The sequence below is a fragment of the Synechococcus lacustris str. Tous genome (assembly GCF_003011125.1).
Classification (GTDB): domain Bacteria; phylum Cyanobacteriota; class Cyanobacteriia; order PCC-6307; family Cyanobiaceae; genus Synechococcus_D; species Synechococcus_D lacustris.
This window is the reverse complement of the sequence record NZ_PXVC01000018.1, coordinates 1-14,979: the sequence shown is the minus strand read 5'-3', so window position 1 is coordinate 14,979 and position 14,979 is coordinate 1. Positions and strand designations below refer to the sequence as shown.

The window sequence follows — 14,979 nt, the reverse complement described above, 5'->3', positions numbered from 1 at the left end:
TTTCATTTCCCAACGCTCTCGGTTTTTATTCATGCTTGATGTTCCACCCGTAATAACAGCAGCTGATGATAATTGGGCTGCAACCGCAGAATTTTACGCTCTGATCCCCTGGGCTGATTCAACCACCACGGTGCGTGGCTTCAGCGCCAATACCTATTTAAATCCCAGCTTGATCTTTGCGGAGCAGTTGCAATCTGCCTTTGCAATGCGTGCAAGTGTTGAATATAAGCGGCTTGGCTTGCTCAGCGATGTGAGTTACACCCAGCTTGGTGCGCAGAAATCATTTAATACAAGCCGGGGCTTGTTAAACGGAAATTCAACTGTTACTTCTATTAATGGTATCTATGATTTAGCGCTGCGCTATCGCCTTGGCGCAAAGGAAGCAGCTGTGGGGGCGCCCGGTGAATTTAGTTTGATTCCCTATGCCGGCGTGCGGGTAGTTCAAGCCCAATTGCTTGTGGCGGCCCAGCTCCAAGGCCAAAGAACTTATCTAAACCAAGGAACCCTTTCCCGCACCTGGGCGGAACCACTTTTGGGTTTACAGGGAAGCATCTTTCTAACTCAGCGCTTGCGGGCATTTGGCCGCGCTGATATTGCTGGTTTTGGCTTGGCAGGCCAGCAAGACCTCACTGGGAACGCCCAATTGGGCTTGGGTTATGCCGTTGGCAATAACACAAGTTTGAATGTTTCGATGCGATATTTTGGCCAGGCTTGGAATAATGGAGCAACACCTGATAATGGCTACAACAGTTATCAATATGGCCCTGAAGTTTCAGTGAAATTCTTCTTCTAAGGGCGATAAATGTAGTTAGTTTTTCTCGGCGTGATAGCTGCTGCGCACTAGGGGGCCGCTGCGCACTTGTGCAAAACCTAAGCCAGTGGCAATGGCAGCCAATTCGGTAAATTCAGCGGGTGTCCAGTAGCGAGCTACGGGGATGTGGGCAAGGGACGGCCTTAGGTATTGCCCCAGGGTGAGCCTTTGGCACTGCGCTTGCCGCAAAGCCTCCATCGCCGCCACTACTTCGGCTTTGCTTTCACCAAGGCCAAGCATTAAGCCACTTTTGGTTGGAATATTTGGCGCTATCTCGTGGGCAGCAGCCAGCAGCCCAAGCGAATGGCACCAGGTGGCACCGCGGCGCACTTCCCCCTGGAGCCGTTGCACCGTTTCCAAGTTGTGGTTGAAGCACACTGGATTGGCGCTCAACACCTGGCGTAGCCGTAGCCGTTGACTGCTTAAGCCAGCCTCTAGATCCCGCTGGCCACCCCAAAAGTCGGGTGTTAATACCTCAATTGCTATTTGCGGTAGGCGTTTGCGAATTGCTGCCATGGTGTTTGTAAAAAGGCTTGCGCCGTGGTCTTCCATGTCGTCGCGAGCAACGGCTGTGAGCACCACATATTTGAGCTGCAATTTCTCAACGGCCCCTGCCACCCGTTCCGCCTCTAGGGGATCAGCTGCTGCTGGTGGTAATCCCTTCTCCACTTGGCAAAAAGCACAACTGCGGGTGCAGATGGGCCCCCCCAGTAAAAAAGTTGCAGTGCCGGCTGCATAGCACTCAGCTCGATTCGGGCAGCGGCCCTCTTCACAAATGGTGTGAAGCCTTTGCTGTTTAACCACAGCTTGCACCGCTTCTAATTGAGTTGCAGCTCCGATCGGTCGCCGCAACCAACTTGGCAATCTTTGCTGCGGGGGGATGTGGCTATAGCGACTTGTTTTTCCCATGGCAGTTTGCCTATTCCATGGCCCGGCGCCCCTCAAGGGCCCGAGCCAGGGTTACTTCATCGGCATATTCCAATTCGCTACCCATGGGCAGGCCGTAGGCAATACGGGTTACTTGGCAAAATGGTTTCAGTAGCCGTCCCAGGTAGAGGCTTGTGGTGTCGCCTTCAACGCTTGGGGTTAAAGCCAAAATCACCTCTTTAACCTCCTCTGGATCAAGGCGTTTTAGCAAGGCCTGGATCATCAAAGCCTCTGGGCCGATGCCATCCATGGGTGAGATCAAGCCGCCAAGAACGTGGTAACTGCCTTTGTATTCCCGAGTGCGTTCAAGCGCTAGCAGGTCGCGGGAATCGGCTACAACACAAATCAGGCCGATGTTGCGCCCTTGATTTAGGCAAATGTTGCAAAGGGTTTCTGCCGATAGGTGGCCGCAGCGTTGGCATTGCCCCACCTGTTGCCTGGCAGCCAGGAGCGCTTCAGCAAATGCCTGGCTTTGCTCTTCAGGTTGGCGCAGTAAATAAAGGGCCAATCTTTGGGCCGTGCGGGGACCAATGCCCGGCAGCCGCTCGAACTGCTCAATCAGCCGAGCCAAGGGGCGGGTGAAGGCAGACAGCTGGCTAAAGCAATTATCGCGAATCTAGGCAGGCCGCGGCGCAAGAATGGCAGCAGCTTCCTGTTGCTTGGCTCTCCCATGAAGGTTTCGGCTTTGTTTCGGGGGATCCCCCGCCTGATCTGCGTGCTGCTGTTGGTGTTGCTGGTGGGCTGTTCAGCTGCGGCGGCTGGCTTAAACCGCTACAGCAGCGCCGATGGCCGCTACGCCTTTTTGTATCCAACCGGTTGGATACGGGTGGCCATCAGCGATGGCCCTGAAGTTGTTTTCCATGATCTGATCAATAGCGATGAAACCCTCAGCCTTGTGATCGCTCCTGTTGATCCAGATAAACGGCTTGAGGATTTAGGCAGTGCAGTGGCGGTGGGAGAAAAACTGGGACGCACGGTTATCGCCCCTGCCGGCAGCGGCCGTGAGGCGGATTTAGTGGAAGCAAGCGAACGGGCCGACCAGGGCCGCACCTTCTACGACCTGGAATACAAAGTGCACCTGGCCGATCGTGATCGCCATGAATTTGCCACGGTGGTGGCTGATAAGGGCAAGCTTTATACCCTTGCCGCTAGCACCAATGAGGTGCGTTGGGATCGGGTGGCAACGATGTTTCGCAGTGTTGTTAGCTCCTTCACCTTGAACTATTGATACCCGATCTTCTGGTGGTGGGAGCTGGCCTGGCGGGCGGCTTGTTAGCGCTGGAAGCAGCTGACCGCGGCGCCAAGGTATGCATTATTTCAACGGCGCCCATGGCAACCCCCATCAGTTATGGGGGGGTGCAGCTGGCAGCGCTTGAACAATGGCAGCGCCTTGAAAAGCGCCATGGATTTTTGGGTTTGGAGCCAGCTGAGCTTTTGCTCTATTGGCTGGAAGATCAAAAACCAAACATTCCCCCAGGGGCCCAGCGCTTGGCGCCAAGCCAATGGCGCGGCCTGGAACCGCTGCTGGTGGATGCCCCCCTAGGCGGTGTGGTGGCCATGCCCTACGCCAGGGTTGACCCCCTTGTTCTAACTGAAAAACTAACAAAAGCCCTTGCAGCAGCTGGGGTGCAACAGCGCAATCTGCTGCTGCAAGGCCTGCTGCTGGAGGAGGGGGTGGTGCGCGGCTGCAAAACAAAGGCGGGGGAGGAGATTTTGGCCCAGCACACGGTGTTGGCGGCCGGTGCAGCCACGGCCCCACTCCTGGCCAGCATCGGTTGCAGCCTGCCCTTGCTGGATTGCAGCTGGGCTGCGTTGTTGCAAATGGAAGCTGGTTTGCTGGATGATTTTTTTTGTGGGCATGCCAGCGATCAACCCAAGGCGATCGTGATGCCCATGGAGCTACAACGCATGGAGCGCGAACGCTCAACCAGCGGCGCTCAACTTATTTGTGATGGGGGAATTGCCCCTTGGGGCAAGGCAAAGGTGTTTGGCCAGGCTTCCTTTTTTGGCGAACCAATTGGCCATATTGATAAGCCCAACCCTGCCGTTATGCGGGCTGGGTTGAAGGAAGCGGCAAAAAGCCTGCTGCCCCAGCAGCTGTGGCCGAGCTTGGCTGAACTTCCCATGGCGCTGCAACCGGTGGCCTTCAGCCGTGATGGGTTAGCCCTGGTGGGCCCCATCAGCCGCTTGAAGGGCCTATCGGTTTTTACCGCTTTTTCTGCCGCTTTTTCCCTGGTGCCAGGCTTAGCACCAGTGCTAGCAGCTGCAATTTTAGATCCGAAGCGCTCAATGGAAGCGCTAAGCAACTTGGAGCTGTTGCCAGAGCGGCTGCCTGCGATCTAACAATTGCTGAGTAGGCTTGATTTATTAGGCAGGTGCTTTTTTGACCTGCAAACTGAGTTCCATGTCTCAGGCCAGCCCCACCTCCTCGCAGCTGAGCGATCACAACCAGGTGGGTGTAACCCTGGCGGGAGTTGGCGGAGTGTTGCTGCTGTGGGCCCTGTTCTGGCCCGTGCCCACGGAGGTKGAAGGCATGGGCGTTTTGATTTACCCCAATAACGCTGGCATCCTCAACGCCCGAGCCGGTGGCCAGGTGCGGGAGGTGTTTGTAAAGGAGGGTGAGTTGGTGGCGCGCGGCCAGGTGCTGATGCAGCTATACCTGCCTGTGCTGGAGCGCCAGCTCGACCAGCAGCGCGGCAACCTGCGCCAGCTGCAACGGGATAACGCCCAGCTCGATGGGCGAGATTCCTTGCGCTTACTCACTGAGAAGCGGGCTTTGGATACAGCCCTAGCCAAGTATTCCAACGATCGCCGCCGCTACGGCGAACTGCAATCGACCTACTCCAATAAATTGCGGAACTTGGATTGGCTGGCCAAGCGGGAGGTGGTGGCGCCCCTTTCCTCCGAGGTGGTGACGTCGGAGCAGGGGCTCACCACAACTAGCGTCAATCTCGACGACGTGAAAATCAACGAAAAGAATGTGGTSACSAACTACCAGCAGGTGAAGCTCACGATCGAAACCCAGGCCCTGCAGCGCCGCTATCAAATCGATGATCTCAAGCGACAGATCCAGGTAACCAAGGCCAAAATCAACTACGACGGCAAGGTACATGCCGACCGGAACGGCACAGTATTGGATCTGCAGGTGATCTCCGGCCAAACCGTGGGCACCGGTCAGCGGTTGGGCACGATTGGCCGCACTGAGCAAGCCAAYGCAAAAACCCGCCCGCTTCGGGTGGTGGCCTACTTCGCGCCCGCCGATGCCCGCCGTCTGTCCGATGGGTTGCCCGTGGAGGTGGTGCCACAGTGGAATCAGCGCGGTCGCTTCGGCGGCATTGTGGGCAAGGTGACGCAGGTGCTCACCCTGCCCGCCACCCAAGACGACATCTCCACCACCACCGGCAACGCGCAGTTGGCCCAAGAACTCACCAAGAACGGCCCTGTGATGCGCAGTGAAATCGAGCTGGAGCGAGATCCCTCCAGCGTGGATGGTTACCGTTGGACCCTCTCGGGGGGGAGTGGAGTGTTTCCGATCCGCGATGGTCTCACCGTGTCCACCCATGCCTATGTGGAGTGGCGCTCGCCGATCAGCTACGTGATTCCTGGCCTGCGCTCCATCACCGGTGGCTTCCGCACTCCCTGGATCGACCTGCGCTGGAACCGCCCTTCCCTGCGTCAACCCAACACCTTGCCATGAGCCGCCCTGAGAAGTTTTGGTCGCTGTCGCGGATTCGCAACCCTTTGCTGCGGCAGGAGTTTCCCTGGCTGGTGAGCGAGGTGGTGTTGCTGTTAATCCTGTTTAATGCCAACCCGCCGGAGCTGTGGTTTTGGCTAGTGGTGATGGTGGTGGTGCTGCTCTATCGGGTTGAGCGTTGGTGGTCTTCGCGGCCCAACGCTTAAGCACTCAGCCCAGGATGGCGCTCCACTGGCGTTCTGTGCTTGCGATGGTTTCGTCCATGCGGTTGAGCACCATCCATCTCGAGGCCACCCGCTGGAGTTGCTGGGGGTTGAGGAGCCGATAGGCAGCCAGGGATTCGGGCGACTGCAGGGCCTCCAGGGGAAGTGTTGATCGAAGGGAGCTCGGCGGCGGCTGCAGCTGCAATGAATCACTCAATTGCTCCTGCCAGGCCAGCAGTCGCTGGGCCACCCCCTGCACAAAGGAAATTCCAATGGAGTAGTCGCCCTGGAGACCCCAACCCTGCCAGTCGACATTGGGCAGGCGCCGCAGTTCATCGAGATCGAGGATCAGGGCTTCGCTGGCCTGGTCCAGCAATGTCCACATCTTTGCAACTGGATGCTGGCTAGCCAGGCTGCCCAGCTCCAGCAGGGCGCCCTGGCGTTGGTTGCGGAGGCTCAACAGCTCGATGCGCAGGCTGCGGACCTGTTGCCCCAGCTCAAGCCGGCGTTGCACCTGGGGTTGGGGCTGCACAGCCTGCTGCAGGCTTTGTCCGAGATCCACCAGCAGCTGCAGCAGTCCCTCCCGCTGCTGGATCCGGGCCCGTGTGGGCCAGAACAGGCGCAGGCTCAGCAGGGCCATCAGGATGCCGAACGCAGTCCAGAGCAAGCGCAGCGGGATCCAGCTGTCGAGCTGCTGGTCGTGGGTGAGCCAGCCCATCACCACCACGAAGCAGCACACCGTGTAGCCCACGGTGAGCCGAAACGAGCCGGCGATCAACCGGGCCAGCAGCAGCGCCAAAGGCAGCGCCACCACCAGCGGCAGATCCCCCCAGGCCCGGTAGCCGAAAAACACCACAACGGCTCCAACGGTGGTGCCAACCAGGCGCTGTCGGCCGAGTTCGAGGGTGTTGCCGTAGTTGCCCACGGTGACGCTCAGCACCGCCAGGGAGGCGTAAAGCGCAAAGGGCAGGCCGGTGAGGCTGGCGAAGCCGTTCACCACTGTCACGGTGGCGGCGAGGCGCACCGTGTCCCGCAGGGCTGGGCTGGTCATCGGCTCGATTCCAATCGCTGCAGCAGCAGGGCTCGGCTGTGCAGCAGCTGTTGCAGGTCTTGGCACTGTTGGCCGATGGCCAGCAGCAGGGGCTGGGGGGCGCCCAGGCGCCCGGCTTCCTCCAGCCAGAGCTCTGCCGGCCTCAAAGGAACCAGCACSGCATGGGCTTGCATGCGGGCAGCCAGATCGGCGAGCGAGCTGCGGAGCAGCGGCTGGGGATTTTCTGTTGGCAGTGGGGTGGCCAGCTGCCGCAGCAGCGGCTCCAGCAGCAGCCACTGGCGTAGCACTTGGCGCCAGAGGCTACCGGCCTGGGCCCAGCGGTTTAGCAGCTGTTTGCTGTGGGCGGGCATGGGAAGGCCCTGGTTTTGGTTGCGCAGCTGTTGCAATAGCTGAATGCTGGGGAGCAGATCCTGGGAACGCAGGGCTGCAGGGGGCGCACCGCCGYTGCCTAACCACTGCTGCATCGCCGWGATCTGCGCACCGAGCTGGCYGGCRATCTTGGCTTCYAGGGCGGGCAGCTGTTGYAGGGGCTGCCGAGGCCACAGCGCCCAAGTGGCGATCTGCGCCATCAGGATCCCCACCACCGCCGCAAGTGCCATGTTGAAGATCAGTGCCCAGTTGAACTGGTTGCCGCGGTGCATCAGTTCCAGGGCCCAGCAGCCCGTGTAACCCATGCTGAGGCCCTTGAGCAGCCCCAGGCTTCGCACCAGTACACCGGTGGTTAGMAGGGCAAGGCCCAGCACCACCCAGCTGGTGGAGATCTCATGCAACACCATKGCGGTGAGAATGCCTATCAAGGCACCGCCAACGATTTGGCCGATACTGCGAGCTGGGGTGAGGTCGTTCTCATTCACAAACATCACGGCCATCACCAGCGCCAGCCASAGCACATTGCTGCGGCCGGTCCAGAGCATGATTCCGATCGAGAGGCTGCTGGCCAGCCAGATCCGCAAACTGTTGCGCCAAAGAGGGCTCAGGGCGGGCAGGGCGAAGGCCATGGTGATGTTTCTCGGCTCAGGGTTGGCCCGGGGCGCTGCTGCTGAGCTGCGGCTGGGTGAGTTGCAATTGCGGCTGGATTGGCGCGTTGGAATCCCTGGGCATCGGCAGAAGCTCCTTCAACAGCTTGGCGTAGGTGATGTTCACGTTCACCGTGGCGTTGAGCCGTTGCACCAGGCTGTTGATTAAACGCTCCTGGGTATTAGAGAGATTGAGCTCGCTATCGAGGCCTGTGAGATAGCGCAGGCGCGCGTCGCGAAAGGCCTCAAGGGCTGCGGCCACGCCGCGGCGGGCTGAGCTGAGCTTGGCCAGGCTGGCTTCGTGGTTAAAGAAGGCCTGCTCGATCCGCAGGCGGATGTCGTTGCGCGTGGCGGCGTACTGCTGCGCAGCGGCCGCCTCCCGTTTGGCCAGGGCCCGCGCCTGGCCTGCGGTGTTGCCGGCATCAAACAGCAGCCAGGTGAAAGTGAGTCCCGCAGACCAGTCCCCACCGCTGGTGCTGGAGAGAGGCAGGGCGGTGGAGCCGCAGCAGCCCCCTCCAGCAAGGGCGAAGTTGCCCAGGCTGGTTTGGGAGCTGTTGCCACCGGCGCTGGCAAAAAGGGAAAGTTTCGGCAGCAAGCCTGCAGCGGTGGCCTGGCTTTGTTGGCTGAGGGCCGTGCGGGTGGCCAAGATCGCCTCCAGTTCGGGATTGCCCCGATAGGCCGCCAGCAGGCTGCTTTCCAGATCGAGCGGCCAGCGGGGCTGCACCACGATCGGGTCGCTGGGGCTGGGGATCACGCTGGCGGGCAGGTTGAGCAGCACCGCCAGCTGGCGGCGTGCCACCGCCCGGTCGGCCAGCGATTGGATCAGGGTTTCTTCATCGGAGGCCAGGATGGCGCGCCGCCGCAACACATTGAGCCTGGGCACTAGGCCGGCCTGTTTGAGGTCGAGGGTGTCCTGCAGGATCAATAGATCGTTGCGCAGGTTGGCGTCGTAAACGCGCACTAGTTGGTCGTTTTGCTGCAGCTGGTAGTAGGCCTCACTCACCTGCAGCTGCAGGCTGCGCAGCTGGTTGGCGTAGGTGTTGCGCTGCTGCTCCAGGCTGGCGCGCGCCGCGCGAACCGTTGGGGTGCGGGCGAAGTTGAGCAGGGCGTAGTTGAGCTGCAAGCCGCCTTCAATGCCCCATTCCCCGGAGGTGGCCGCCACGGAACCGCCGTTGGGCACATAAAAGGGGCCGGCGGTGGGGTTACCGGCTGAGTTGAGCAGGCCGTTGCTATCAAACAGCGGGCCAAAGCCGAGGTTGTTGTTGGGTTTGTTGGAGGTGGTGCTGCTGCGGCTGCCCTCGTATCCACCATTGGCAAAGGCGCTGATCGTTGGCCAGTAGCTGCCCATGGCGGCCTGGAGGCTGGCCAAGGCGGCGGCCACCTGTTCCCGCTGGGCTTGCAGGCTTGGGCTGTTGGCAAAGGCGATCGCCAGGGCCTGCTCCAGGCTGAGGCTGGCGATGCCTTCGGCCTGGAGTTGCTGGGCAGTGGGTAGATCTAGGGGCGGAGCGGCCACGGCGTTGGCCGGTTGGATCGGGCCGTTGGCCGCTTGGTTGGCCTTAATTAGGTTGGCTGGCAACTGCGGCGTGGCGAGCACGTTGCCCACCGGGGGCTCGGGCTCAGTGGGTAGCAGCTGATCGAGCGCCCGCAGTTGCGCATCAAGCTTTTGCCAGCTGCGCTCTAGGAGCTGGGTGGTTTGGGATTGCAGCGGTTGGGCGGATAGCGGAGCCGGCAACACCTGAACCGGCAATAGCCCCGCCCACAACAGTGCCAGGGCGCGCTTACTCATTGCCACGGTGATGTTGATCAACGCCTTGGTAGTCGCAGCTTGATTGCTGCAGCCACTGAACTGGGCTGGGGGTGTTCGGCTCTAGAGGCGGCAGCAGGAAAATTAATTGGCGTTTTGTTAGGCAAGGGCGATCCAATTGTTTTGGAAGCGTTCAATCGCTTGCAAAAGTTGATTGCAAACCATTGCCCTGCGCCCGCCACTACTTGCCAGCAGTGCATCCATCACCTTTGGGTTTTCGTATATCTGCTGTTCCGCTGCTTCAAGGGCAGAGCTCCATTGATGTGAATCTTGCTTAGTTAGGGGGTTTGGCCAGATATTTGCGTAACAGATCAATTGGTTTGCAATAAAACTGAGCACATCTAGTTCCACTTCAAGCAGATTTTGTAATTCAGGCCCATCCATTGGCAGCATCGGCAAGCGCAGCAGGGTGCGGTAGTAGCCAATCAGCTCAGTGAAAAATTGCTCTTCTAAATCCCAAAGGCGTAATAGCCTTTCGCCATTGCGATCAGCGCCAAGTTCCACTAATGCTGCAGGCCGTTGATTTTGCAACGCCATCAATTTACTTAAAAGCCCATCACGGCGCTGCCGTTTGATCTCTGCCTGCATATCTACGCCAATCTTTAAATGCTGAACTCTTTCCTGCAACGCCTCAGCAAAACCATTGAATAGGGCCTGGGAAAGCTTTTTATGTTCCGCTAAAGCGCGGCTTGGCCAAAAGGCATTTATTGCTATTAAAGACAACAAAACGCCGATCAAAGTAACTAGTAAGCGGATTGGAAGCCAACTATTAATTGAATTGGCATGCACGGTCCAGCCCATCACCACCACCAGCCCTGCCACCTTGTAGCCGGAGCGCAAACCCAATGAGCCACCAAATATTCTGGTGTAGGCAAGGCTTATGCCGATGCCAATCGGCATCGGCATCGAAGTTGCGATTGTGTTGTGGCCAATAAATAAAATTAACCCCCCCAAAATGGTGCCTTGAATTCTCTGTACTCCCAAGGTCCAGCTGTTGCCGAGGGTACCTGATAACACTGCTGCCACAGCCATTGGGGCATACATGGGATCAGGCAAGCCCAAGGTAATTGTTAGCCCGGCTGATAAACCTGCCGTRAGGGCAAGGCGCACTTCGCTCTGATTAAAAAGGCGATAATTAGGAACCATTAGGCTGATATTTCAGCGTTGCTCGCTAGTTGCAAGCTTTTRATRCTGCTAATTARGCGGTGYAATTCATCTTCAACGGCAAGCAGCAGYAATGGGGRAATATTTGTTTGGCTTGCAACCTTGAGCAGCTGGCGGCGGTTTGTTGAATTWAGCTCAGTAACGTCAAGTTTTGTATTCAATGATTGGTGAAGCTTGTTTAGCCACGGGCCCTGTTCAAGGCCATCAAATGTTGCAGGAAGCCAGCTAATTAAGCGCAATAGCTGCATGCTGTGGTGATTAACYCGCTCCCAGAGAATGCACCTTTGGCGCCAATGCTTTCGSGTGGCTGCTCCATGGGGTCTACTGCGCAATTCATCGTTTACCAGTTGGCTGAGCTGGCCTATTAGCCTGGAGCCTTCTAGGGGCACTTGAGCTTCTGGGGCGGCKGCTGTTCCAAATAATAATTGTTGAATATTAAGCAGCCTTTTGCTAAGAAGCTGCCTTAATTTTAAATCAAGGYTATRAATTTCAGCTAGGCGATTAATTGGCCARAGTAAATTGCTAACTGCTATGGCCACCAGCACACCKATTAGGGTGTCGATGGTGCGATTGAGTATGTATAACCAATCTAGGGAGCTGTATTCAGCAACAAGGAATAACATTGAAAGCAAAACAACTCCAGTGGCAAGGCCCGCCTGCCAGCGGCACCAGCGCAAAATCGGCACCAGGATCAACAAGGAAACAGTTAGTGCTACCCAACCTTGRAGCACTGTGTGCACAACAAAACCCACTACGCCTGCGGCCACCGTGCCCAACATCCGACCGCGGGAGGCGGCAATCACCCTGGTTTCAGTTTCATCCATGCACATCACCACCGCCAAAAGCGGGTACCAAATGAAGCTCACTTGATCGGTGGCAAGAGCAATGCTGCCAGCGATGGCAGCAGCTACAAAATATTTAATTGCGTTTTTGAGAGCTTGCTGGTTTAGCTCAGCCGTCACCCCGCAACCCCCTACCGCGTAATTCCAAGTCCTCCTCCGGTTCCTGAAGGGYTTGGGTGTGATGGGTAGGTGCCGCTTCCACCTGGGCTTCCTTGCGTTTTGGCATGGCTTTCAATTTACGTTTTAAGGCCTCATCCATAGCAGCAACTGGTGTTTCATCATTGGAATTCTGGTGGGTATTAGGCATCAAAAATAGGGAGATACAAAAGCTTGATAATTCAATTATTAGGCCTTGGCTAGGCTTTGGTGCGTGTTGTTGTTCAAGCCATGGCCATTCCAGCCTCCCCCGCTTTAAGAATCGCCACGGCTGTTTTACTGCTGGTGGCTGGGGCCGCCTCAATTGTGTTCCCTTTCCTTTCAGCAGCGGCAGTTACCTTGGCATTTGGGGCTGTGGCGGTGGCAGCTGGGCTTAGTCAACTACTGCGTTTGGGGGCAGCAGCTGATCTAAAAGCGCGCATTTTTCGTTTGGTGGCTTCACTGCTCTACGTGGTTGGCGGCCTATTTGTGTTGCTTTTCCCGGTTGATAGCACCTTCAGCATTACGCTTTTTCTAGGTGCTTTGCTAGTGGTGGAGGGGGTTATGGAATTAGCTGCCGCCGCCGCTGCAGCGGGGCCCGCCCGCAGTTTGGTGTTGCTAGATGGAATTATCACCTGCCTACTTGGTGGCATGGTGTTGGTGGAATGGCCCTCAGACACCCTTTGGGTGGTGGGCACACTTTTCGGTGTGGCGTTGTTGTTTTCCGCTTTCCGCCTATTTGTTAGTTCGGCGGAGGGGAGCCCACAAACCAATAGCTGATGTTGTTGCGGTAGCCAGCGGTGCCTGGCAGCCTTGATGGTATTAAAGGTTTGCCAGCAACAGCAGTGGCCAAACTTGCAAGTTCAATTGGATTTAGATCAGTTTTTAAATCCCCACCCAGCACTGAAATCAGCTGCGGTAATTGGGTGATCACCTGGGGTGATGCCAACTTTTTCAATAGGGCGCTAACCACTARTCTCTGCCGATCCATGCGGCCAAGATCGCCTTGTTCATCGTGGCGAAAGCGCAAAAATCCCTCCAGATCATTGCCCCTCAGGGTTTGCAGGCCAGGTTCAAGGGCAATAGCAAGGTTTTGGCGTGAGTCGTTGTAATACATCGTTTTAGGTACATTTATCTCCACCCCCCCAACGGCATCACCAAGCTTTCTGATTGCCTTTAAGTTGATTAAAATGTGGTGTTGTAAGGGGCGACCCAGAAGGTTTGAAACCTCTGTTTCCGCCTCTTGGATTCCACCTAAAGCAAATAATGCATTTGCTTTTATCTCACCATGAACGGCGGAATYGATAAAAGTATCGCGGGGAATTTGCATCAAATGCACCCCTTCCCGGGTGGGATGCAATGTGGCCATCACATCAGTTAACACCCCCGATTCATCTGTGCCAAGGATCAACACATCTTGGGGGGGCTGCAGCAGCAATTGTTGAATTGCAGCGCCAGGATCTAAACCCCTAAGCGCATTAAGGCTCGGCTCCAGCAGGAAGGCGCCAAAACCCAAGCCCCCTGCCATGGCAATGRCCAAGCTGAAAAAACCAAGTGAWTTTTTTTGCGGCTGGGCAGCACCCCACTTAGGCACTTCTTAATCCTCTTTACCTTRATTTAAGCAAATTCAGCCCAACTTTTCCAGCCGGGCATAGGCCCTTGCCGCTGGCAATGCGGGTTCTAGTTGCATTGAGCTGAATGGTGGCAATGGTTTGYGCCTTAACCATGCCCCCCAGCGAAATTCATGGAAAGGGATCAGGGGTGCAGCTTCGATAATTCCTTCTTGCTTAAGCTTCCACACCAAGCTGCGGTAGGGATCATCCTCCAGCTCGGTGAGGTTTTTGGGCAGGGTGCTGGGGGGCTGAGGGCCCTGGCCTCTGCCGTTRTAGAGATACAGCCAACCTTTTTGCTGCAGTATTTGCAGCACCAGATCTGCCTCCASTTCTTGGAGCTCTAACACCACATAACCAAAGGCAGTAGCACTTGGATCAATCTCCAGCAGGCCCCGCAGCCGGTGATGGCGATCAAGCATCCAAAAGCCAGCTGCTGGGCTGTGCACCAAGGGAACGGGTTTGCCTTTTAGATATTTACGCCTTTCTTTAAGTGAATCAGTTGCAAAATCCTTGCGCCGATGTTGCACCTCCGCTAGGCCAACACACATTTGGGTTGGTTTTAAATCAGCAATTGCTATTTCTAGAAGTTTGCCTTCTTTTGGYGGTGGCGGCAGGGCATCAAAGGTTGGAAGCTGCAAGGTCATGGAGTTAGGGCAGGGATGGTGCTGTATTCCAAAGTGCAGCGGTAGCGCAGATCATCTCGCACTTGAAATGTTTCGCAGTTGCTGCYCGTGATAGTGGCTCCTGCGGGRATTTGAGCGCGGGCCCTTTCCTGGGCATTGCCTTGATCCCAGATTGATTCAGCGGTTACTGAATTAGCAAAGCAGGGATTACTWGTTGCCGCGAGGCWAACGCCYAGGGCAATAAAAAACCTGCGTGGCAAAAGGATGGCCATGAACTTTCGTTGCGGCAGTTGGAAGCAAATCAGCACTACGGCGAATCAGCAAAAAATGCTGGCATTGTCAGCAAACTCAAACAAACCACTGGAGGTGGCGATGGCTTCGCGGGCTCCCCTGCCTTGGGTTCTCACCTGGGATGAAAATGGCGAACTGGAGATTCACGATCAGATGGATTTATTGCTGAGTGAACCGGTGTTGGAAAAAGCCTGCGACGTTCCCATTAACCATTTAAGCCTTAGCCCTTGGGCAAAATCCGAAAACGTCGGCTGGCTTCCAATTTGCAGCTTTCCCGAGCTGGATTCAAAGCTTCCCCATCTTGAAGCCGTTGAATCAAACAGCGGCAGGTAAAAACAGCCATGCCTTCAGGGGGCTGTTGGCCAGCCTGGGCAAAAGCGCTCTGGAARCCAGCCATRCATAGGTTTTGGATGGCTGTTTCGGCCCGTAGGGCTTGGGGTAACCCAAGCCACAGGCTGATGCCTAAAACCAGCCTAAAAGCTGACATTACTGTGATGCTTTATACCAATTGATATAAAGCCATCCAWGCGCTTTTGTGTGCCTTTAGGGGGCAGGTGTTAATCAGCCCACTGCTAGGCGAGTTATCTGTAGTTCCTTTTGCATCACTTTCACCTGGCTAAGGGTACGCATTAAYTCAGGCGGCATGCCTTTGGGTAGATCGATTGTGCTGTGGTCGTCGAAAATGTTGATGCGGCCAATCTTTTTGCCATCTAAGCCGGTTTCATTGGCAATGGCGCCAACAATATGGCCGGGTTTGATCCGATCACGCCAGCCMACCTCCACCCGGAAGCGTTCCATGTGGGAT

18 protein-coding genes are annotated in these 14,979 nt (G+C 56.7%); 7 read left to right on the top strand and 11 right to left on the bottom strand.

Going from position 1 to position 14,979, the window contains the following annotated elements:
• Positions 1–31 precede the first annotated feature (31 nt).
• Entirely contained in the window at positions 32–793 is a 762-nt protein-coding gene (locus tag C7K08_RS05960; protein ID WP_106499730.1) for a hypothetical protein, read from the top strand.
• Between the two features lie 15 nt (positions 794–808).
• Here the strand turns inward: C7K08_RS05960 and lipA are convergent, their stop codons facing one another.
• Positions 809–1,720, bottom strand: a complete 912-nt coding sequence (lipA, locus tag C7K08_RS05955) for a lipoyl synthase (protein WP_106499729.1) — start codon at positions 1,718–1,720, stop codon at positions 809–811.
• A gap of 10 nt (positions 1,721–1,730) precedes the next feature.
• A complete protein-coding gene (recR, locus tag C7K08_RS05950; RefSeq protein ID WP_106499728.1) occupies positions 1,731–2,309 on the bottom strand; it encodes a recombination mediator RecR in 579 nt (192 codons plus the stop codon).
• Between the two features lie 99 nt (positions 2,310–2,408).
• Between recR and psbP the strand changes: the two genes are divergently transcribed.
• The 4 genes from psbP (at position 2,409) to C7K08_RS05930 (ending at position 5,638) form a co-directional block, all read left to right on the top strand.
• Positions 2,409–2,966 carry a photosystem II reaction center PsbP gene (psbP, locus tag C7K08_RS05945; protein WP_106499727.1) on the top strand — a complete coding sequence of 186 codons (558 nt, stop codon included), beginning with the start codon at positions 2,409–2,411 and terminating at the stop codon, positions 2,964–2,966.
• Positions 2,963–4,081 (top strand): FAD-dependent oxidoreductase, encoded by a 1,119-nt coding sequence (locus C7K08_RS05940; RefSeq protein WP_106499726.1) that lies wholly within the window; start codon positions 2,963–2,965, stop codon positions 4,079–4,081. Before psbP ends, C7K08_RS05940 begins: the two co-directional genes overlap by 4 nt.
• Positions 4,082–4,142: 61 nt before the next feature.
• A complete protein-coding gene (locus C7K08_RS05935; RefSeq protein WP_106499725.1) occupies positions 4,143–5,435 on the top strand; it encodes an NHLP bacteriocin system secretion protein in 1,293 nt (430 codons plus the stop codon).
• Positions 5,432–5,638: a hypothetical protein gene (locus tag C7K08_RS05930; protein ID WP_106499724.1), complete on the top strand. Its 207-nt coding sequence runs from the start codon at positions 5,432–5,434 to the stop codon at positions 5,636–5,638. The genes C7K08_RS05935 and C7K08_RS05930 overlap by 4 nt, the downstream gene beginning before the upstream one ends.
• A 4-nt stretch (positions 5,639–5,642) precedes the next feature.
• Here the strand turns inward: C7K08_RS05930 and C7K08_RS05925 are convergent, their stop codons facing one another.
• From C7K08_RS05925 to C7K08_RS05900, 6 genes are all read right to left on the bottom strand, one after another.
• Positions 5,643–6,752, bottom strand: coding sequence for an FUSC family protein (locus tag C7K08_RS05925; protein ID WP_133165164.1), 1,110 nt, complete (start codon positions 6,750–6,752; stop codon positions 5,643–5,645).
• Positions 6,683–7,684 carry an FUSC family protein gene (locus tag C7K08_RS05920; protein WP_106499722.1) on the bottom strand — a complete coding sequence of 334 codons (1,002 nt, stop codon included), beginning with the start codon at positions 7,682–7,684 and terminating at the stop codon, positions 6,683–6,685. The genes C7K08_RS05925 and C7K08_RS05920 overlap by 70 nt, the downstream gene beginning before the upstream one ends.
• Before the next feature lie 16 nt (positions 7,685–7,700).
• Complete coding sequence (locus C7K08_RS05915; protein WP_106499743.1) at positions 7,701–9,488, bottom strand: TolC family protein; 1,788 nt, start codon at positions 9,486–9,488, stop codon at positions 7,701–7,703.
• A gap of 117 nt (positions 9,489–9,605) precedes the next feature.
• Positions 9,606–10,616: an FUSC family protein gene (locus tag C7K08_RS05910; protein ID WP_161955824.1), complete on the bottom strand. Its 1,011-nt coding sequence runs from the start codon at positions 10,614–10,616 to the stop codon at positions 9,606–9,608.
• Between the two features lie 35 nt (positions 10,617–10,651).
• Complete coding sequence (locus C7K08_RS05905) at positions 10,652–11,632, bottom strand: FUSC family protein (RefSeq protein ID WP_161955823.1); 981 nt, start codon at positions 11,630–11,632, stop codon at positions 10,652–10,654.
• Positions 11,622–11,819, bottom strand: coding sequence for a hypothetical protein (locus C7K08_RS05900; RefSeq protein ID WP_106499719.1), 198 nt, complete (start codon positions 11,817–11,819; stop codon positions 11,622–11,624). Before C7K08_RS05900 ends, C7K08_RS05905 begins: the two co-directional genes overlap by 11 nt.
• An 80-nt stretch (positions 11,820–11,899) precedes the next feature.
• On the opposite strand from C7K08_RS05900, the gene C7K08_RS05895 reads away from it, so the two are divergent.
• A complete protein-coding gene (locus C7K08_RS05895; protein WP_106499742.1) occupies positions 11,900–12,427 on the top strand; it encodes an HdeD family acid-resistance protein in 528 nt (175 codons plus the stop codon).
• On the opposite strand, the gene C7K08_RS05890 is transcribed toward C7K08_RS05895, so the two are convergent.
• Together C7K08_RS05890 and C7K08_RS05885 are read right to left on the bottom strand one after the other, a co-directional pair.
• The gene (locus C7K08_RS05890) at positions 12,390–13,175 is read right to left on the bottom strand and encodes an LCP family protein (protein WP_133165163.1); all 786 of its coding nucleotides are present in this window, start codon (positions 13,173–13,175) and stop codon (positions 12,390–12,392) included. The two genes, C7K08_RS05895 and C7K08_RS05890, sit on opposite strands and share 38 nt — an antisense overlap.
• A gap of 99 nt (positions 13,176–13,274) precedes the next feature.
• Complete coding sequence (locus C7K08_RS05885; protein ID WP_106499717.1) at positions 13,275–13,904, bottom strand: ParB-like protein; 630 nt, start codon at positions 13,902–13,904, stop codon at positions 13,275–13,277.
• Between the two features lie 306 nt (positions 13,905–14,210).
• Between C7K08_RS05885 and C7K08_RS05875 the strand changes: the two genes are divergently transcribed.
• A complete protein-coding gene (locus C7K08_RS05875) occupies positions 14,211–14,507 on the top strand; it encodes a hypothetical protein (protein ID WP_206603820.1) in 297 nt (98 codons plus the stop codon).
• Positions 14,508–14,735: 228 nt separating this feature from the next.
• On the opposite strand, the gene C7K08_RS05870 is transcribed toward C7K08_RS05875, so the two are convergent.
• The coding region (locus C7K08_RS05870) for a DbpA RNA binding domain-containing protein (protein ID WP_193464816.1) at positions 14,736–14,979 on the bottom strand (244 nt) is incomplete at its 5' end.

What these genes read in the sequence shown, in the direction of transcription:
- C7K08_RS05960 (WP_106499730.1), top strand. Translation starts at nt 32, where the DNA reads ATGCTTGATGTTCCACCCGTAATAACAGCAGCTGATGATAATTGGGCT.
- lipA (WP_106499729.1), bottom strand. Translation starts at nt 1,720, where the DNA reads ATGGGAAAAACAAGTCGCTATAGCCACATCCCCCCGCAGCAAAGATTG.
- psbP (WP_106499727.1), top strand. Translation starts at nt 2,409, where the DNA reads ATGAAGGTTTCGGCTTTGTTTCGGGGGATCCCCCGCCTGATCTGCGTG.
- C7K08_RS05930 (WP_106499724.1), top strand. Translation starts at nt 5,432, where the DNA reads ATGAGCCGCCCTGAGAAGTTTTGGTCGCTGTCGCGGATTCGCAACCCT.
- C7K08_RS05915 (WP_106499743.1), bottom strand. Translation starts at nt 9,488, where the DNA reads ATGAGTAAGCGCGCCCTGGCACTGTTGTGGGCGGGGCTATTGCCGGTT.
- C7K08_RS05895 (WP_106499742.1), top strand. Translation starts at nt 11,900, where the DNA reads ATGGCCATTCCAGCCTCCCCCGCTTTAAGAATCGCCACGGCTGTTTTA.
- C7K08_RS05875 (WP_206603820.1), top strand. Translation starts at nt 14,211, where the DNA reads ATGCTGGCATTGTCAGCAAACTCAAACAAACCACTGGAGGTGGCGATG.